Genomic DNA, 17,796 nt, shown 5'->3' with positions numbered 1-17,796 from the left:
GCCTCGCGCCCGGTGAGTTTCCCGCTGCCCGGCCCCGCGCCGGGCCGCCGGCCCCGCCGGCGTCCAGAGAGGGCATCATGGCCACCACCGTTACCATCGACTACGAAGTCACGTACATTCTGCGCCCCAACCTCGAAGAAGCCGAGGTCGACGAACGGGCCGACCAGATCGCCGCCGGCGTGAAGAGCCGCGGCGGTGAGATCGTCGGCGAGCTGGAAAAGCTCGGCAAGCGCCGCTTGGCGTACGAAATCGACGACGTCCGCGAGGGCTACTACGTCGTGATGAAGTTTAAGAGCGGCCCCGAGGAGCAGAAGGAACTCGAGCGCCAGCTCCGGCTCAACGAAGCCGTCCTGCGCCACCTTATCATCCGCCGGGAAACCTAACCGCGACCCGCACCGTGCCAGGCACCTGGCACGCTCCCCCGGCATGATGAAGACCCGGCAGCGACCACCCTGTTCGCGCGTAGGGCTCCGCATACCACACAAAGCAAGCAGAAGGAAGAGATACCATGGCAGGGTCGTTCAACCGCATCACGCTCGTCGGAAACCTGACGCGCGACCCCGAGATCCGCTACGTCGGCAGCGGCGCCGCCGTCACGAAGTTCACGCTCGCCGTGAACCGCCGTGCGAAGCAGCAAGAAGAAACCGACTACATCGATTGCGTCGCTTGGGACAAGCTCGCCGAGACCTGCAATACGTACCTGAAAAAGGGCATGTCGTGTCTCGTCGACGGGCGTCTCTCGATCCGTTCCTACGAAACGAAGGAAGGCGAAAAACGCAAAGCCACCGAGGTGGTGGTGAACACGATGCAGATGCTCGATCGCGCCGGCCGCGGAGGCGGCGGCGATGACGACGGCGGCGGAAGCTATTCGCGGCCGCGCGAGAAGGCGGCGCCGGTGGGCGGAGGCGGGGGGATGGATGAGTTCCCGGAGGACGAGATTCCGTTTTGACGTTTTGACATTCTAGCGTTTTAGAGGCCAAGTTTTTTTGCCAGCCCCGTCGCGGCTCGCCTTCGTCGTCGCGGGCGGCGTGACCGCGACGCTAGCCCGACGGGGTCGCATCCGTCGCGGTCCCACGTTTGGGCGTTCGCCGACGCCGTGGTTTGGGTGGCTCAGTCGAGCGCGGTTCCGGCCGAAGTTCGAGTTCCGGCGATTCTTCGCGTGCGAGAGCAGCCTTGAAGAAGCGGTACGACCATTCTTGCCCGAGCTTGCGCGACTCGACGTAGACGATCGGCACCGTCGGATACCGAACTTGCAGCCGCGCTGCGAGATCGGCCAAATACCCCGTCGGCGCGTGTGGAAGTCGAAGCAGTTTCGAGTACGTACCCTCGACGACGACCGCCGCCGCTGGCAAGAGCGCGAGTTCCGCCATCGTGTAGCCGAGCTGCGCGTTCGAAAGCGAGCTGGCGAAATCGTCAAGGCGTTTGCGCTCGATCACCGCGTACGAGTCGCCCATGGCGACTGCGTAGTCGCCCGCAGACAATGCGCGGCGCTCGACGCGGACGGCGTGACCGGCGAACGTATAGCCATATCGTTCGCGCGTGTCGATAAAAATGACCGCGAGGGGAGACGGTGCAGCGGACGGGATGCGAACACCCGGCCGAGCGGACGTCGCCACCTTTTGCGTTTGCCACAGCACCATCCGGCGGCCGCGTGCCGTCGTCGTCACGAATTGCGAACGCCGGTTCACCCCGCGCTCGAGCACCAGATCGATCGCGACGCCGCGGCGCACGCACGCAAGCACGCCTACGCGTTCGACGATCTCGAGCCGATCGATGTCGACGTCGTCCGCCGGGTGACAATACACGCGAGCCGTGCGCGGCCACGAATCCCTCGCCTTGAGCCACAAACCGCCGTCGATCGGCAAATGTACCAAGAATGGCAGGCTGCTGGTCTTATCGGGATTACGCGCGACGATGAACTCCTCCACGCCGCGCGCTTCCTGGCCGTCAAAACCTCCTCCTACACGCCGGACGGCGGCGCCTACTTCGATCCGCGTGCCTCCATGCGTCCCGGGACGCGGTGAGGGGCGAGCGAAGGTCAGCTTGATCGCGTCCTCGCCGACTGCGTTGGTGCCGACATGGCGGAGCGGCGCTCGGGCGCGTGCGAAGTACGGTTTGCCGCATCCGAGAACAAACGGACATTGAGTCCCGCAACCGTGGGACGCATTTGGCGAGAGCATCGCTTGCAGCCGCATCGAATGGAATCTTTTACGTTTTCGTCCTGATCCCAACTTCGCGTTCAACGTGCGCGATTTCGTTGGGCTCTACATGAAACCGCGGGCGGAGTCCGCGGGCGAGTGTAAAATCGAGTAGCTGAGGCCCGGAAATTAAGGGGCCATCGAGCGAACGGAGTGAGTGCTTGACGCTCTTCCTGGAGGCTCGATGGCTAAAGAAAGTGTACCCCCCTGGGCGCTCGTCGACAACCTGGTCGCGGTCGTTTCCGAACCCCAGCTCGCCGACTTGCGGGAGCTCTTGGCGCTGGTCCTGGACCGAGCCATGCAACTCGAAATCGAACAGCGGGCCGGCGCCGGCCGCTACGAGCGCAGCGACGAACGCCGGACGTATCGCAATGGCACTCGGCCGCGGCGCTTCGATACGCGGCTGGGAACCCTTGATCTGGCCGTACCGAAGCTCCGGTTCGGCGGCTACGTGCCGGCGTTCCTTGAGCGCCGATCGCGCAGTGAACGCGCCCTGGTTGCGGTCGTCCACGAAGCAATGCTCGCCGGCGTGTCGACGCGCAAAATGGAGAAGTCGTTCCGTACGCTTGGCGTCGAATCGATCTCGAAATCGCAGGTCAGCGATCTGTGTGCAGAACTTGATGCCAAGGCGACCGCATTCCGAACGCGCCCGCTCCTGAAGAGCTACCCGTACGTGATGCTCGACGCGCTCTACGAGAAAGTTCGCGTTGAGGGTGCCGTCATCAGTCAGGCGGTCATTATTGCTTATGGCGTAAGCGATGATGGGCTACGCGAGGTACTCGGAGTCGACGTCGTTGAGAGTGAGTCCCTCGAAAGCTGGACGACGTTCTTGCGGGCTTTACTCGATCGTGGCTTGCACGGCGTGAAGCTTGTCGTGAGCGACGCGCACGCCGGTCTGAAAGCAGCAATCGCTAGTGTCCTCACTGGGGCCTCGTGGCAGCGCTGCAAGGTGCATCTCATGCGCAACGTGCTGGCCCACGTATCCCAGAAGAACAAAGCCGTGGTCGGAGCGGATCTCTCCAGTATCTTCGCTCAGCCAACTCGCGAACTCGCCGAGCGACGTGCTGCCGACGTGGTCGTCACCCATCGACGCACATCAGCTCGAGCCATGCAAGTTCTTGAGGACGGGATTTCCGACGCACTCAGCTATCTCTCGTTTCCGAGACCGCATTGGCATAAGCTTGCGAGTACAAACCCGATCGAGCACCTCAACCGCGACATCCGTCGACGGACGCGACTCGTCGGAATCTTCCCGACGATCGCCTCGGCTATCCGCCTGATTACCCTGATCCTCGCCGAGCAGACCGAGGACTGGCAGACCGAGCGGCGGTATATGAACTCCGACTTACTCACGCCGTTCTACGGCTGAACGAAATTACACTCGTCCGCGGGCACAGTCCGAAGTCCGCCATAGAAGTGTGCTGGTCCATACTGCGACGGGGGTTAGAATCAGTTGCAAGAGCGGAAAAGGTCCTATTCCGAAGAGCGTCAGCATTCCGGGGCTATACGACCAGAACCGTTTGTGAAAAGCAACAGCTTCAACGAACACGGAAATCGTAGCCGCGACGCACATAGTACGTAGAAATTGACGCGCTTGGAAGCGAGTCATAACGCAACGTATGCTATGAAGAGGATGCCGTTCGTGATCACCACGTCGCCAAGGGACGCTATGGCGCACAGGACCACATGTTGCCACATACAGAGACGTGACGGCGCATACGCATGCATTTGCGCGACCTCCCAGACAAAGTTTATCGCGGCTCAGCGAAATGCGTATAGGGTCCAGGTCAGACGGTCCCGATGATGCCGACGATCGTCGCGATGACGATCGCGGCGCCGTCTGACATCGGGCGATGTTCTCCGGCGCGTAGGCCGCGCGCCGTCGCAACGTATCGGTACGCGCCGTAAAGCGCGCAGGCGATTCCCGCAAGCGACATCACCGTACCGAAGACCGACGAGATCGCCCCAGAGGTGTGGTGGGTGGGTGAGATCGTTTCGAATCCGCGCGTGAAGATCGAGAATCGCGCGATGACGAACCCGAACCCGTTGAACGCAAGCGAGGTCCGCGCGTAGGCGAGGAACGTCCGTTCGCGCAAGCGTGTCGGTGGCGCGTACGTCGGACATCGTGAATCCTATCGCTGAAGCTGCACTACGGCGGCGCCCGCACCGGGCGTCGCATCCACGATCACGAGGTAGCGTCGCGAAGGCCGCGCGGTTTGGGTTGCGAGGGCGACGCGTAATTGTGCGATCGTCGAAACGATTGCGGCACCCGAGGGATTGGTTTTGAACGGTGCTAGCGGTTGCAGCATTCCCGAGCCGTTCGCTTCATTTGCAAGCGCGAGCGTGTAGGCGTGCTTCGGTTCGAGGCCGGTGACGGCGGCTTCGAGGATATCCACGAGACCCTGGTTATTGATCGTTACCGTCGTCGCGGCGCGCGTCGTTCCGGGGGAGCCGAGGGTGAGGTGGTCGGCGAGGCCGGCCGCGCCGAGTGGCTCGAGGTTCTCGGTACCGGGGCCAGTCGTCACGGCACCGGGCACGTACACCATGCCTTGCGGCGCCTGGCCTGTCGGGATTGTCGCGACGACCGTATTGGTCATCGTGTCGATCGCGGCAACGGCATCGGCGTTTTCGAGTCCGACGTACACGCGCGTTCCGTCACCCGAGGGCCATAAGCCATGTGGGAGCGCACCCGTCGGAATCGTCGCAACGAGCTTCGGCGTCGCCGTCGTCGTAAAAACCTTGACTTCGTTGAGGCCGCCGACGGTCACGTAGGCGAATTGCCCGCGCGCGTTGCGCACGATATTGACATGGTTGGTGATCGCGCCCGTATCGATGCTCGCGATCACGTTGAACGGCGGCTTCGCATTGAACACTTCGGTGTGGCCCACATCTTTGAGCGTCAGCCACACCTGCGTGCCATCGGGCGTCGCCGCGATGTCGGGGCTGAAGGGCGAATCTTGCTTCACGTGGCCGACGATCGCGTGCGTCGCGCGGTCGATCACGACGGTTTCGGGCGAAAAGCTCGAGCAGACGTACGCGTATTTGCCGTCGGGAGAAAAGATCGTCATCCCCGGTCCGTTCGGAACGACGATCCGCGACGTTTCGCGGTACGTCGTCGCGTCGAGCACGCTGACGTAATTCTCACCGCGAACGGTCACCCAAACTTCCCGGCCGTCGGGCGTAAAGAAAGCTTCGTGCGGCGAGCGGCCGACGTACGTAACGTGCTTCACGCGGTTCGTCTCCGTATCGATGAACGCGACCGAATTCGACCCGACCGAGACGACGTCGAGCGTTTTGTGATCGGGTGAAAAGCCGATCCCGTGCACGAGCAATTGGTCGGTGTAGAGCGGGCTCAGATTCGCCGGCGTCGTGAGGCCGAGGCGGATGACGCCGAGCAACGTTTCCGTTTTCGGATCGACGACCGAGACCGTGTTCGACGACTGATCGGAGAGATACACGCGATCGTGCGACGAGATGGCGACATTCGGCGCGGAGGCCGCGTCCGGCGCCTGACCCGCGCTTGCGGGACCCGAGAGCGCGAGCGCGCTCGCCACGACGATGATGGGAAGAAACTTCATTTTCGTACTTTCATGGGACTTGAGGTAAGGTCGCGCGCGATCGCGCGCATGACGTCGATTTCGGAACCTTGCGTGACGACGATCTCTTGTGCGAGTCGGCGCAAGCGTGGATCGTGGCCGGATGCGAGCTCGAGTTCGGCCATCGCGACCGCGCCGCGGTGGTGCGGCACCATCATCGCGACGAAATCCCGATCGGGATCGCCCGTCATCGGAGCGGCGACCATCGCGCCATCCATCTGGGTCATCGCAGACATCATCGCCGCATCAAACGTCGTCGCCGCGCGGGCGATGTTCGGTCCACTCGCGATCGTAGCGACGGCGAGGATGACGGTGATGACGGACGTTCTGAGGAGCTTCGAATCGAGTGAAAACATGATCGGCCTCCGCCGCCTAAACGCTCGAAACCCTCGAGCGGATCACTTACCGCGAGTGATCCGAACGATCGCCTCGCGCGTCTACACCATCATGCAGCTCGTCGCACGTCGGGAGCATCGTAGGAAGATGGAGTTCCGCCCCGTTCGCGAAACCCGGCGTATGCTCGGGCGCCCGAGCGAAATTCCGACCGACGAAGCGTTGCTTCGCCGCGTCGCCGCGCGCGACGAGACGGCATTCCATCTCATCTACCGGCGCCACGCGGCCGCCGTCATGGCCGTCGCGCACCGAATTCTCGGCGATCGCGAAATGGCGGCGGATACGACGCAACACACGTTCTTGTGATTATGGAAGCATGCGGATCCGATCGAACCGCGCGAAGGTCGCTTGCGGCCATGGCTCCTCTCGGTCGCGCGGAACGCTGCAATCGACGATGGCCGGCGGAAGCGGCGTGGCTTCGTCGCGCTCCTGCGCGGCTTCTTGCAGGCACCGACCGAATCCGATCCGGCCGAGACGGTCGTCGGGCGCGGGAGCGCACGCGAAGCATACGATCTGCTCGCGATGCTTTCGACTGAACAACGACGGGTCGTCGAGCTCGCTTATTTCGGCGAACTCACCCAGACGGAGATCGCGGCGGCGCTCGGCGTGCCGCTCGGAACCGTCAAATCGCGACTCCGACTCGCGCTCGGGCATCTGCGCTCGAGCGTCTCCGCAACGAGACGCGAAATTCGATGAATTACGACGATACCGTCCGCGACGACCTCGAGGCGTACGTGATCGGCGCGCTCGACCAACCAGTACGCGCATCGTTCGAAGCACATCTTGGCGCGTGCGTTGCGTGCATGGGAGGCGTCGCGTTGTACGCGGGAATGCTCGCCGATCTCCGAACGATCGAGACGCCGGAGTCAAGTCCCAAATCTGCTGTAATTCCGGTTCGTCGATCGCGTTAGTTAGGCTGCTCGTCTGTCTCGTTTTACGGCGGCCGGCTTGGCCACCGTCGTTGCTTTCCATTCGAAGTATTCGGTCATGTCGAAGTAGGCTCGGCCTAACCATTCGTCGTTTTGCTCGGAGAGTAGCGCGCCGACCATGCGAATCGCCGCGGCGTCGTTTGGGAAGATGCGAATGACTTTCTCCCGGCGACGAATCTCTTCATTGAGCCGCTCTTGCATGTTGCTCGTGCGCAGTCGCCGGCGATATTTCTCCGGCAGCGGCAAGATCGCAAGCATGTCTTCGAACGCTCCTTCCAAGCACACGCACGACTTGGGCGCCGTTTCTGCGAAGCGGGCCATGAATTCCGCATATCGACGCTCGGCCTCTTTGCGATCAGTTGCGAGGAAGATCAGCCGAGCTGCAGCGGTTACGTTTTCCCGTTCTTTCTTGGGCGCGTGATCGAGCAAGTTCTTCATCACGTGGAACTGGCAACGCTGCCACGTCGCGCCGACGAATTGCTTGGCGATCGCCTCGCGTAAGCCCGAGTGATTGTCGGAGACGGCAACGTCGACGCCGTGCAAGCCGCGCGCTTTGAGGCCGCGAAAGAACTCGTTCCACGTCGCAAAGCTCTCCGAATCGCCGATCGAAAGACCAAGGATTTCGCGGTACCCGTCAGCGCGAATGCCGCTCGCGATGAGTAGTGCTTTGCTGACGACGCTCTTGTCGGTGCGCACCTTCGTAAAGAGCGCGTCAACGATGATGAATGGGTACGCTGCGTCGAGCCGGCGATTCAAGAATCCCGCGACCGGTTCGTCGAGTGCCTTCGTAAGGCGACTTACCGTCGATTTCGAAAACGACGTCCCGCAGAGGCCTTCGGTTATCCGCGTGACCTTCCGCGTCGAGACGCCGTTGACGACCATCTCCATCAGGCCCACGACGAAGGCTTGTTCGCTGCGGCGATAACGCTCGAAGATGTCGGTTGAGAAGCTGCCGTCGCGCGTCTGCGGCACGCGCAGGACCAGCGAGCCGACGCGGGTCGAGAGCTGTCGATCGCGATACCCATTTCGATAGCCCTCCCGTTCTTCACAGCGCTCGTACCGCTCGGCGCCCAGATGATCGCGCATCTGTGCCTCGAGCACTTGGTTGAGAATCACTTCGACGAGTTTGCCGAGCGCCGCCGGCTGATCAAGCAAAGCTGGAATCGCGTCGCGGGATAGGGTAAGATCGTAATCGGCCACCGTTTCGGTCCTTTCGATTGAGGTGTTGAACAACGTCAATCTTCGAACCGGGGCGGTGGCTACCCGCCCGCTCAATTTACATCAATTATACGGACTCGGCCGACGCCGGCGCCGCCGCCCGCACCGGAGCTGCCTACGCGCACGCGCGACCGGCGGCGTTCGTTTGCATTTGGCTCGCTCGGCGTCGCATGCGCCGCAGTCGCTGCGGCGATCGCGGTGCCCGCATACGAGCACGATCGTGCCCGCACGCAGGCGTACGCGGAGATCGTGCGGATGCTCGCATCGGGACCACGCGAGGTCGCACTCGCGGGACGTTTCGGCGCATCCGGTCGCGCGATCGTCGGCGACGGCCGTCGCATGAGCGGATTTATCGTACGAGGGCTGCCCGATCCGCCTGCGGGCTTCGTGTATCGGATTTGGGTGCGTGGTGTCGCCGTACGGCGTTCGCCGGGCGTCCTCGAACGGACGCCCGACGCACTCGAAATCCTCGTTACCAACGGTGACGCGCTCGAACGTGGCACGTCGATACGCGTCATGCTCGAACGTGCTTCGCTCGAGACGGCCGATCGATTCCCGCGCACGGGGATGCTGCACGGGACGATCGGCTGACTGCATGCGATTCGCCGGCGATTACGGCGAGAGGCGCACGACCGTGTTCGTGTTGTCGTTGTTGAAATATACGTATTGCGTTCCGTCGGTTGCGGTCGTCGTCGCGATGCCGAAGATCGCGCCCGCAGCGCCCGTGTCCACGAGTTTCGTCGATACGATCGAGCCGAGCGCGGGATCGATCTCGACGAGGTTGTTGTCGCCCGTGTTGCCCACGACGAGATGGCCGTTCGCGAGTAGCGCCGAGCTGATCGGTGCGCTCAGCGGTGCGCCGCTGTAGACGACGGAAACGTTCGGGCTCGTGAATCCCATCGCACTCGTCGCGTACGAACTCGCGGGAGCGGTCGTCGCCTGCGCGATCTTGAGAACGCGATTCGCATTCGAATCGACGACGTACAGCGAGTCCGTCGCCTTATCGTAGGTGAGGCCGGCGGGCGCGAGGATGTTGCCGGGCATGCCGTTGTTATACGAGAGTCCTGAGAGAAGCGTATCGAACGAGAACGTCGGCCCGGGTGCGATGTGAATGCGCGTGACCGTGCCGTTTTTCGCGTTGGTTTCGAAGAACGTCGGCATCGACGCGGTCCCCGTATTGAACGCTTCGCCCCACGGTCCGTACCACGTATTTTGCGCGAGCGTGGTATTGATCGTGCCAGCGGGCGCGACGATTGGGTCATTATTTGCCGTGTAATCCGCGAGCCAGAGATTGCCGTTGGGCGCCATCGCGATCGCGTCGCATCCGGCAAACGACGACGATTGCGCGAAGCGCGTCGGCGTCGATCCCGGCGTCGGGCTGAGCTGAACGATCGTCGTTCCCGCGCCCTGGACGTTCTTCGCATCGTTGAAATTACAAACGAGCAGATCGCCTTTGACTTCTAATCCCGCGGTTGCCGTCGCGATCGCGAGGCCGTAGGGATTCTGGTCTCCCGCGCCCGCGCCCGGCCCGGGATCCACGGTGGAGCCGATCGTTGCGAGCGTTTGATACGAACCGAGACTGCCGATGGGTGGCGGTGGCGCGGTTGGGGTCGCGGTCGATTTCGGTTGCGGCGTGAGAACGGTTGGCGAGTTGCTACAGGCGGCGAGTGCGGCGATCGTTCCCGCAAGCGCAATGAGACGGTAGGGCTTCACAAAATCTCCTAGCGAGGTAAAGTAAGTATGTCATACACGCGCGATGCTACGCGGCGGATCACTGCATCGGCTAATTGCGCAGGCGTTTCGACTAAGCGGCTTTCCATAGCGGCGCGGAATGCGGGTGACGCGCATTCGCAATCTCGGCTTGCGCCGCGCGCGCGGCTCCGCGAATCGTCTTCTGGAGTGACCCCCGCCGGATCTGGATACCCAATTAGCGAAAAGCTCGCTAAGAAAGGTGACCCGTGCAGAAAGCAAAGAGCTCGGCGCCAGCTGAGCCCGAACCGATCGAACGATGGACGGCGCAGCGTAAGGCGGCGATCATCCTGGAGGTTTTGAAAGGTCAGATCTCCGTGCCGGAGGCGGCACGCAAGTACGGCTTCACGCAAGGCGACTACCGCAAGTGGACCGACGAGTTCATGCGCGGCGGAATTGAAGCGTTGAAGGTCAATCGCAAGGATGTCGATTCCGAACATCGCACCGAAGTACGGCGGTTGCAGGCCAAGATCGGCCAACTCGTGATGGAGAAAGAGAACGAGACCGCCAAGGAGGCCTTGCGGATCATCCCTTTGGACGAAAGCGAGCAGCGTACGATCGACTCGCTGCTCGCAAAGGGTGTACTAGCTACTATGTGATCTGACAGTCGTACGATCTTGCGGTAGTGTCAGATAGGTTGGGTTTCAGTCTAAGCGATCTGTTTCTCTTTCGCAAGGGAGACACTGTCGACGAATGTCTGCATCGGCGTCTTGCCGTAGCACCAGCGTCCTTGATGCGGACGCTGCGTGTTGTACTCCTCGGTCCACGCATCGAGGTCCCGCTGCAGTTGCTCGAGCGACGTGTAGATCGTCTTGCGAAACGCGATCCGATAAAACTCATCAAGCATCGTTTTGTGAAAACGCTCGACGATGCCGTTGGTCTGCGGATGGCGTGCCTTCGTTCGGGTGTGGTCGATGTCTTCGATCGCCAGGTAGAGCTCGTACGGATGTCCCTCACGCCCGCAAAACTCCGTGCCGCGGTCGGTCAGGATCCGTTGCAACGTAATCCCGTACTCTTCGTATAGCGGTAACACGCGATCGTTGAGCAGGTCGGCCGCAGTGATTGGTGTCTTGTCCAAATAGAGCTTCGCGACGCCCACCTTCGCATAGGTGTCGATGAAGGTCTGCTGGTAGATGCGGCCGACGCCCTTCATCGTCCCAACGAAGAAGGTGTCCTGCGCGCCGCAGTAGCCGGGGCACTCACTCTCGAACTCGCCGTGCGCTTCTTTCTCGAGCTTGGCACGCTCCAGCGCGACGACTTGCGCCTCAGTCAGGACGAGCCCATCTTGGGCGCTCTTTGCTTCCAGCGCTTTGAGCCGTTTCTTCATCGTCTCAAGATCGTGTCGCAGCCACACCCCGCGAAGTCCCGCCGGCGACATACGCATCCCACGCTTGGCGAGCTCGTTCGCTGCGCGCACTTGACCGTACGCAGGGAACTCGATCGCAAGATCGACAATCGCATCCTCGACTTCGGGAGCAATGCGGTTCTTGAGGTTCGGCTTTCGCTTGGTGATCTCGGCCAAGGCCAGATCGCCGCCCGTCTCGTAGAGGTCTTTGAAACGGTAGAAGCTATCACGGCTGTAACCCATCACGCGGCAGGCTTCAGTCACATTTCCGAGCTGCTTGCCGAGCTGGAGTAGGCCCACTTTCGCCTTGATGACTTTTCGGTCGCTGTTCATGGATGGCTCCTCAGGAGGATTCACCACCGGTATTCGACAACCGTCAGATCAAATCCTGACTTCTACAAGTTACTCAACGAGCACGCCTTTCCCACGCTCTTCCACGCTCGCTCCGCGATCGAAGCATGGCGCATCGATTACAAACCATCGCCGACCCCACACCGCGCTCGGCGGCTTGACGCCGGCCGAGTTCATCGAGCATCATCGCACTACCCCAAACTCACGGTTATCGGCGGCCTGACATCCGGGGCAACGTCAGACGCGACCGCTTCTCGAAATGCACGAAGAGCCCGGCAAGGCGACGGGCTCTTCGAGGCTGCTGCGCGGACGATCAGGCGAGGTCGAAACGGTCGAGGTTCATCACCTTGTTCCATGCGGCGACGAAGTCGCGCACGAACTTTTCCTGCGCGCCGTTGCTCGCGTAGACTTCGGCGAGCGCGCGCAGTTGCGAGTTGGATCCGAAGATCAGGTCGACGCGCGTCGCTGTCCACTTGAGGTCGCCGGTCACCCGTTCGTGGCCTTCGAACGTCTCTTCGCCTTCGGAGACCTTCTTCCACGTCGTGTTCATGTCGAGCAGGTTGACGAAGAAATCGTTGGTGAGCGTCCCGGGGCGTTTGGTGAACACGCCGTGCTTCGTGCCGCCCGCGTTCGTGTCGAGCACCCGCATTCCGCCCAGGAGCACGGTCATTTCCGGCGCGGTCAGCGTGAGCATCTGCGCACGATCGACCAGCATCGCTTCGGGCGGCACGCTGTAGGCCGCCTTGCGATAGTTGCGGAATCCGTCCGCTTCCGGCTCGAGCACCGCGAACGTTTCGACGTCGGTCTGCTCCTGCGATGCGTCCGTGCGGCCCGGCGTGAACGGCACGCGAACGTCGACACCGGCGTTCTTTGCCGCTTGTTCGACGGCGGCGCAGCCGCCGAGAACGATCAGGTCGGCGAGCGAGACCCTCTTTCCGCCCGGCTGCGCGCCGTTGAAGTCCTCTTGGATCTTTTCGAGTGCGTTCAGGACGGCCGGCAACTTCGCCGGCTGGTTGACTTCCCAATCCTTCTGCGGTGCAAGGCGCAGGCGTCCGCCGTTCGCGCCGCCGCGCTTGTCGGAGCCGCGGAAGCTTGACGCCGCCGCCCAGGCCGTCGAGACGAGCTGCGAGATTGACAGTCCCGATGCCAGGATCTTGCTCTTGAGGTCGGCGACGTCGCGTTCGTCGACGAGCGGGTGCGTCACCGCGGGGACCGGGTCTTGCCACAGCAGATCCTCGGCCGGAACGAGCGGGCCGAGATAGCGCGAACGCGGACCCATATCGCGATGCGTCAGCTTGTACCACGCCCTGGCGAAGGCGTCGGCGAACTCGGCCGGATTCTCGTAGAAGCGCTTCGAGATCGGGCCGTAGATCGGATCCAGCTTGAGCGACAGATCGGTGGTGAGCATCATCGGCGCGTGCCGTTTCGCGGGATCGTGCGCGTCGGGCACGGTGCCCGCTGCTGATGCATCTTTCGGCGTCCACTGCGAGGCGCCGGCCGGACTCTTCGTCAACTCCCAATCGTACTTGAACAAGTTTTCAAAGTAGTTGTTGTCCCACTTCGCCGGGGCGGTGGTCCATGCGCCTTCCAGGCCGCTGGTGATCGTCGCGGCGCCGTTGCCCGAGCCGAAGCTGTTCTTCCAGCCCAGACCTTGCTCTTCGATGCTTGCGCCTTCAGGTTCGGGACCAACGTATTGCTTCGGGTCCGCCGCGCCGTGGACTTTGCCGAACGTGTGGCCGCCGGCGATGAGCGCAACGGTCTCTTCGTCGTTCATCGCCATGCGCGCGAACGTTTCGCGAATATCGTGCGCCGCAGCGAGCGGATCTGGGTTGCCGTTCGGCCCTTCGGGGTTGACGTAGATCAAGCCCATCTGCACGGCGGCAAGCGGATGTTCGAGCTGCCGTTCGCCGGCGTAACGCTCGTCGCCCAGCCACGTTTTTTCCTTGCCCCAGTAGACGTGTTCTTCCGGTTCGAAGACGTCCGGGCGCCCAAACCCGAATCCGAACGTCTTGAAGCCCATCGACTCGAGGGCGCAGTTCCCGGCGAAGACCAGAAGATCAGCCCACGAAATCGCATCGCCGTATTTCTGCTTGATCGGCCACAACAGCCGGCGCGCCTTGTCGAGGTTCGCGTTGTCGGGCCAACTGTTGAGCGGGGCGAAGCGCTGCATTCCGGAGCCGGCGCCGCCGCGGCCGTCACCGGTGCGATAGGTTCCGGCGGCGTGCCACGACATGCGGATGAACAGCGGCCCGTAATGACCGTAGTCCGCCGGCCACCAGTCCTGCGAATGCGTCATCAGCGCGAAGATATCGTTCTTCAGTGCCTCGATATCGAGCGTCTGAAGCGCCTTCGCATAGCTGAAGTCCGGGCTCATCGGACTCGAGGCCTGCGAGTTCTGCGTGAGCACCTTGAGATGAAGCTGGTTCGGCCACCAGTCGCGGTTCGTCAAAAAGCCGGCCGGCTCGGGGGTCCCGCGGGGGACGCCGTGCAGTACCGGGCAACCGCCGTTTTTTGCAAGTTCCGTTTCGAGCATGTGCTCTCCAATCCGTGACGAGGCTTCTGCGAAAGTCAGACGAGCGATGGTGAAAAAGTAGCACATCGCGGTCGCGGAGTAAAATCGATTTTTTGGAAGGGATTAAAAGGTTTTGCCGATGATTAAATCGGCGTGCGAGCCCTGTCGATTTCGTCGCTTTCACTGCGTGATCTGGAGTATGTCGTCGCCGTCGCCCGGGAGCGCCATTTCGGGCGTGCCGCCGAGTCGTGCGGGGTCAGCCAAGCGACGCTCAGCGAGCAGGTGCGCAAGCTCGAATCGATTCTCGGGGTGACCCTGTTCGAACGGACCAAGCGGAAGGTGGCGCCGACCGCCCGCGGCGAGCCCATCCTGCGCCAAGCCGAGGCGCTGCTCGGCGATGCGCGGCGCCTGCTCGACGAGGCGCGCCGTAGCGCCGAGCCGCTCTCCGGGGAGTTGCGGCTGGGCGCGATTGCAACGCTCGGACCGTATTATCTGCCGTCGGTGATCGCGCTCGGCCGCCGGCGTTTCCCGCAGCTCGCGCTGCGCCTGCGCGAAGCGATGACCGACGACTTGCTCGCCGCGCTCCGTCGCGGCGAGCTCGACGCGATCCTCGTCGCGCTGCCCGTCCCGATCGACGGCCTGGTCGCCGAAGCGCTGTTCTTCGAGCCCTTCCGCTGCGCGTGCCCGAGCGGCGACGACCTCGCGCATCGCGAGCAGGTCCGGTTGCGCGATCTCAAGCGCGGTCCGCTCCTCTTGATGGAGGACGGGCACTGCTTGCGCGATCAGGCGCTCTCGCTCTGCCATCCCTCGCCGCTCCCGAATCAGAGCCGCTACGCGAGCTCGCTCGAGATGCTGCGGCACATGATCGCCGCGGGCGAAGGGATATCGCTCATCCCGCTGCTCGCTGCCGCGGAGCACACGACGATGCACGGCATGATCGCGTATCGCGCGCTCGAGGATGCGCGCGCAGGGCGGACGATCGCGCTGGTATGGCGCGCGACGGAGACGCGGATGAAGGATCTGCGCGACATCGCGGCGTTCCTGCGCGAAGAGCTGCCCGCCGGTGTACAGCCGCTCGGCGACGCTGACGCGCCGCTGTCGAGTGGGTCGTGAATCAGGCTCTGATCTGCGGCGGGACGCTGCTGCCGCGGCTGTACTGACGCGGCGAACATCCTTGGAGCCGCTTGAACGCGGTGTTGAACGTGCTCTCCGATTCGTAACCGAGTGCCTGCGTGATCTCGGAGACGGAGTCGCGGGAGGTCGCGAGTCGATCGCCGGCAAGCATTATCCGCCAGCGTGTGAGGTATTCCATCGGTGAGGTGCCCGCCGTCTCCTTGAAACTCAGCGCGAAGCTCGTACGCGACGTCCCGGCGCGCTCCGCCAGCGACTGCAGCGTCCAGCGGTGCGACGGGTCGTCGTGCATCGCCGTGATCGCGGCCTTCATGTGCGGATCCGCCAGCGCGACAAGCGACCCGACGCCGGAGCTGATGCCTTCTATAAGATGCCGGCGCAGGGCTTGCACCAGCATCAACGTCGCGAGCTGCTGCGCGACGAGAAGCCGCCGGGTCGCGGTGCGCGCAGCTCCTGGCTGGTCCGCTCGATGCATCAGCGCAACACCGCCTTCTCCGCTTCGTCGCGGATGTGCATGATCGGCAGCAGCATCTCCAGCAGCACCATCGCCGGTGAGCGAAAAATTACCGCCGACGCAGAAGAAATCGCCCCCGCCGTTGCAGCTCGCGCACGAATTGCGTGTAGAGCGCGTCGCTCGACACCGCCCACATGACGTCCGCTGCTTCGTTTTCGGAAAGCCCGGCGCGGAGCGCCCCGCGCTCGGCCCAGGTGCGAACCAAGCGATATGCGGAACCGTTGTCGCTCATAATGCGCTCGACGCGGACGCCAAGGCTTGCAAACCACGCCAGCGCGCGTTCCGCAAACGCCGTCGCCGTCTGGCCTTGCTCGTTCGGAAGAACCTCGATTGTACGAACTGCGCGATGCGTCGTCGATTGCAACGTGCGCAAATTCCCATCCGCGCGTTAAGCGAGTGCTGTGTTGTCCACGTCGATCGCCAGTGATTCGATGGCCGATGTACTGATCGTGTCCCGGCCCGTGGTGTATGAGAGGGTCGCCCTTGTAGCATAGAGAGCGGCCATCGTGGCTTTCGGCGAAGGTTGTTTTTGCAACAAATAACCGACCGAAAGGGATCCACGATGGCCAAACCCAGTATCGCACTTTCCGAGCTCGTCGAAAAGGGCGGCGACGTCGACTTCGTTCGCGAGATGCTCCAGTACGCCGGGCAGCGGATCATGGAGATCGATGTTGAGGAACTCTGCGGCTTGCCCTACGGCGAGCGCGGCCCCGGCCGACAGAACGCCCGCAACGGCTTCCGCGAGCGCCAATGGGAGACGCGTTCCGGCACGATCGGACTGCGCATCCCCAAGTTGCGCAAAGGTAGCTACTTCCCCGCGTTCCTCGAGCCGCGCCGCACGGCGGAGAAGGCGCTCACCGCCGTCATCCAAGAGGCCTACATCCAGGGCATCTCCACGCGCTCGGTCGACGAGCTCGTCAAGGCGATGGGGATGACAGGCATCTCCAAGAGTCAGGTCTCACGGCTGTGCGAAGAGATCGACGAACGCGTGAACGCATTTCTTACCCGGCCGATCGAAGGCGACTGGCCCTATCTTTGGATCGACGCGACGTACGTGAAGACGCGCTCCGGCGGACGCATCGTCTCGGTCGCCGTGATACTGGCCGTCGGCGTAAACACCGATGGGACACGGGAATTGTTGGGCCTCGCGGTTGGTCCGAGCGAAGCAGAGCCGTTCTGGATCGACTTTCTTCGCAGCTTGAGCCGCCGCGGATTGCGCGGTGTCAAGCTCGTCATTTCCGACTCGCATGTCGGCCTGAAAGCGGCCATCGCGAAAGTATTCAAAGCAACGTGGCAGCGCTGCCGCGTGCATTTTATGCGAAACGCGCTCGCACATGCGGGTAAAGGGCAACGGCAGATGGTCCTCGCGTTGATCAACACGGTATTCGCGCAAGAGACAGCGGAAGCTGCGCACGAGCAATGGCGTATCGTCTCCGAGCAGCTTCGGCAGAAGTTCCCGAAGCTCGCGGCGATGATGGACGACGCCGAGAACGACGTGCTCGCGTACATGGACTTTCCCAAGGCGCACCGCAAGCAGATCGCCTCAACCAATCCGCTCGAACGGGTCAACGCGGAGATCAAGCGGCGCACCGATGTCGTCGGTATCTTCCCGAACGATGCTGCCATCGTACGCCTCGTCGGTGCGCTCCTACTGGAACAGAACGACGAATGGCAACTGCAGCGGCGCTACATGCAACTCGAAGGACTCAGTGCCGTCAGCGATAATCAGCCCGCCAAGCTCTCCGCCGTGATTAACGGCTGAGCGCTACCCTCGCCGAGCCACCGCTCGTACACCACGGCTGGGGACGATGTACTCATTTCGGCCCAACTTCTTGTTGTCGAAATGAACGAGCTCACCCG

Annotated in this window: 17 protein-coding genes and 2 pseudogenes; 10 read left to right on the top strand and 9 right to left on the bottom strand. The window is 62.7% G+C overall.

Annotated features, from left to right (window positions below; genetic code table 11):
• Window positions 1-77: 77 nt before the first annotated feature.
• Complete coding sequence (gene rpsF / locus WPS_RS14145) at window positions 78-383, top strand: 30S ribosomal protein S6 (RefSeq protein WP_317995114.1); 306 nt, start codon at window positions 78-80, stop codon at window positions 381-383.
• Between the two features lie 125 nt (window positions 384-508).
• Window positions 509-949: a single-stranded DNA-binding protein gene (locus WPS_RS14140; protein WP_317995113.1), complete on the top strand. Its 441-nt coding sequence runs from the start codon at window positions 509-511 to the stop codon at window positions 947-949.
• Window positions 950-1,040: 91 nt separating this feature from the next.
• Here the strand turns inward: WPS_RS14140 and WPS_RS14135 are convergent, their stop codons facing one another.
• On the bottom strand, window positions 1,041-1,928 hold the full coding sequence (locus WPS_RS14135) for an ERCC4 domain-containing protein (RefSeq protein WP_317995112.1): 888 nt from the start codon (window positions 1,926-1,928) through the stop codon (window positions 1,041-1,043).
• 454 nt (window positions 1,929-2,382) lie between these two features.
• On the opposite strand from WPS_RS14135, the gene WPS_RS14130 reads away from it, so the two are divergent.
• A complete protein-coding gene (locus tag WPS_RS14130) occupies window positions 2,383-3,567 on the top strand; it encodes an IS256 family transposase (protein ID WP_317995111.1) in 1,185 nt (394 codons plus the stop codon).
• 418 nt (window positions 3,568-3,985) lie between these two features.
• On the opposite strand, the gene WPS_RS14125 is transcribed toward WPS_RS14130, so the two are convergent.
• The 3 genes from WPS_RS14125 to WPS_RS14115 are packed head-to-tail and all read right to left on the bottom strand — an operon-like array spanning window position 3,986 to window position 6,150.
• Window positions 3,986-4,294: a YidH family protein gene (locus tag WPS_RS14125; protein WP_317995110.1), complete on the bottom strand. Its 309-nt coding sequence runs from the start codon at window positions 4,292-4,294 to the stop codon at window positions 3,986-3,988.
• 36 nt (window positions 4,295-4,330) lie between these two features.
• Window positions 4,331-5,776, bottom strand: a complete 1,446-nt coding sequence (locus tag WPS_RS14120; RefSeq protein WP_317995109.1) for a YncE family protein — start codon at window positions 5,774-5,776, stop codon at window positions 4,331-4,333.
• Window positions 5,773-6,150: a DUF305 domain-containing protein gene (locus WPS_RS14115; RefSeq protein ID WP_317995108.1), complete on the bottom strand. Its 378-nt coding sequence runs from the start codon at window positions 6,148-6,150 to the stop codon at window positions 5,773-5,775. The genes WPS_RS14120 and WPS_RS14115 overlap by 4 nt, the downstream gene beginning before the upstream one ends.
• Before the next feature lie 55 nt (window positions 6,151-6,205).
• Between WPS_RS14115 and WPS_RS14110 the strand changes: the two genes are divergently transcribed.
• Together WPS_RS14110 and WPS_RS18270 are read left to right on the top strand one after the other, a co-directional pair.
• A complete protein-coding gene (locus tag WPS_RS14110; protein ID WP_317995107.1) occupies window positions 6,206-6,493 on the top strand; it encodes an RNA polymerase sigma factor in 288 nt (95 codons plus the stop codon).
• 42 nt (window positions 6,494-6,535) lie between these two features.
• Window positions 6,536-6,883 (top strand): RNA polymerase sigma factor, encoded by a 348-nt coding sequence (locus WPS_RS18270; protein ID WP_405054896.1) that lies wholly within the window; start codon window positions 6,536-6,538, stop codon window positions 6,881-6,883.
• A gap of 215 nt (window positions 6,884-7,098) precedes the next feature.
• Here the strand turns inward: WPS_RS18270 and WPS_RS14100 are convergent, their stop codons facing one another.
• Window positions 7,099-8,316 (bottom strand): IS256 family transposase, encoded by a 1,218-nt coding sequence (locus WPS_RS14100; protein ID WP_317994602.1) that lies wholly within the window; start codon window positions 8,314-8,316, stop codon window positions 7,099-7,101.
• A gap of 84 nt (window positions 8,317-8,400) precedes the next feature.
• Here WPS_RS14100 and WPS_RS14095 point away from each other — a divergent pair, with 84 nt between their 5' ends.
• On the top strand, window positions 8,401-8,925 hold the full coding sequence (locus tag WPS_RS14095; RefSeq protein ID WP_317997555.1) for an anti-sigma factor: 525 nt from the start codon (window positions 8,401-8,403) through the stop codon (window positions 8,923-8,925).
• Window positions 8,926-8,946: 21 nt separating this feature from the next.
• On the opposite strand, the gene WPS_RS14090 is transcribed toward WPS_RS14095, so the two are convergent.
• Entirely contained in the window at window positions 8,947-9,873 is a 927-nt protein-coding gene (locus WPS_RS14090) for an NHL repeat-containing protein (RefSeq protein ID WP_317995105.1), read from the bottom strand.
• Window positions 9,874-10,292: 419 nt separating this feature from the next.
• On the opposite strand from WPS_RS14090, the gene WPS_RS14085 reads away from it, so the two are divergent.
• A complete protein-coding gene (locus WPS_RS14085; RefSeq protein WP_317995104.1) occupies window positions 10,293-10,682 on the top strand; it encodes a DUF1153 domain-containing protein in 390 nt (129 codons plus the stop codon).
• A 50-nt stretch (window positions 10,683-10,732) separates the two neighbouring features.
• Here the strand turns inward: WPS_RS14085 and WPS_RS14080 are convergent, their stop codons facing one another.
• Window positions 10,733-11,761 carry an IS481 family transposase gene (locus WPS_RS14080; protein WP_317994481.1) on the bottom strand — a complete coding sequence of 343 codons (1,029 nt, stop codon included), beginning with the start codon at window positions 11,759-11,761 and terminating at the stop codon, window positions 10,733-10,735.
• 72 nt (window positions 11,762-11,833) lie between these two features.
• Here WPS_RS14080 and WPS_RS14075 point away from each other — a divergent pair.
• Window positions 11,834-12,002 (top strand): annotated as a pseudogene (locus WPS_RS14075) (integrase core domain-containing protein); the annotation flags it as partial.
• 90 nt (window positions 12,003-12,092) lie between these two features.
• Here WPS_RS14075 and katG read toward each other — a convergent pair.
• Window positions 12,093-14,312 carry a catalase/peroxidase HPI gene (gene katG, locus WPS_RS14070; protein ID WP_317995103.1) on the bottom strand — a complete coding sequence of 740 codons (2,220 nt, stop codon included), beginning with the start codon at window positions 14,310-14,312 and terminating at the stop codon, window positions 12,093-12,095.
• A 132-nt stretch (window positions 14,313-14,444) separates the two neighbouring features.
• On the opposite strand from katG, the gene WPS_RS14065 reads away from it, so the two are divergent.
• Window positions 14,445-15,404 (top strand): hydrogen peroxide-inducible genes activator, encoded by a 960-nt coding sequence (locus WPS_RS14065; protein ID WP_317995102.1) that lies wholly within the window; start codon window positions 14,445-14,447, stop codon window positions 15,402-15,404.
• Window position 15,405: 1 nt separating this feature from the next.
• On the opposite strand, the pseudogene WPS_RS14060 reads toward WPS_RS14065, so the two are convergent.
• Window positions 15,406-16,065 (bottom strand): annotated as a pseudogene (locus WPS_RS14060) (AraC family transcriptional regulator); the annotation flags it as partial.
• Window positions 16,066-16,498: 433 nt separating this feature from the next.
• Between WPS_RS14060 and WPS_RS14045 the strand changes: the two are divergent.
• Window positions 16,499-17,698, top strand: a complete 1,200-nt coding sequence (locus tag WPS_RS14045; RefSeq protein WP_317995100.1) for an IS256 family transposase — start codon at window positions 16,499-16,501, stop codon at window positions 17,696-17,698.
• The last annotated feature ends 98 nt before the right edge of the window (window positions 17,699-17,796 follow it).

It is taken from the genome of Vulcanimicrobium alpinum (assembly GCF_027923555.1).
GTDB classification, from domain to species: Bacteria; Vulcanimicrobiota; Vulcanimicrobiia; order Vulcanimicrobiales; family Vulcanimicrobiaceae; genus Vulcanimicrobium; species Vulcanimicrobium alpinum.
Note: the sequence above shows the minus strand (reverse complement) of the source record. Positions and strands in the feature narration are given on the sequence as shown.

Bases quoted from the DNA above. Each gene is read 5' to 3' on its own strand.
- rpsF (WP_317995114.1), top strand. From the start codon at position 78: ATGGCCACCACCGTTACCATCGACTACGAAGTCACGTACATTCTGCGC.
- WPS_RS14140 (WP_317995113.1), top strand. From the start codon at position 509: ATGGCAGGGTCGTTCAACCGCATCACGCTCGTCGGAAACCTGACGCGC.
- WPS_RS14130 (WP_317995111.1), top strand. From the start codon at position 2,383: ATGGCTAAAGAAAGTGTACCCCCCTGGGCGCTCGTCGACAACCTGGTC.
- WPS_RS14120 (WP_317995109.1), bottom strand. From the start codon at position 5,776: ATGAAGTTTCTTCCCATCATCGTCGTGGCGAGCGCGCTCGCGCTCTCG.
- WPS_RS14115 (WP_317995108.1), bottom strand. From the start codon at position 6,150: ATGTTTTCACTCGATTCGAAGCTCCTCAGAACGTCCGTCATCACCGTC.
- WPS_RS14080 (WP_317994481.1), bottom strand. From the start codon at position 11,761: ATGAACAGCGACCGAAAAGTCATCAAGGCGAAAGTGGGCCTACTCCAG.
- katG (WP_317995103.1), bottom strand. From the start codon at position 14,312: ATGCTCGAAACGGAACTTGCAAAAAACGGCGGTTGCCCGGTACTGCAC.
- WPS_RS14045 (WP_317995100.1), top strand. From the start codon at position 16,499: ATGGCCAAACCCAGTATCGCACTTTCCGAGCTCGTCGAAAAGGGCGGC.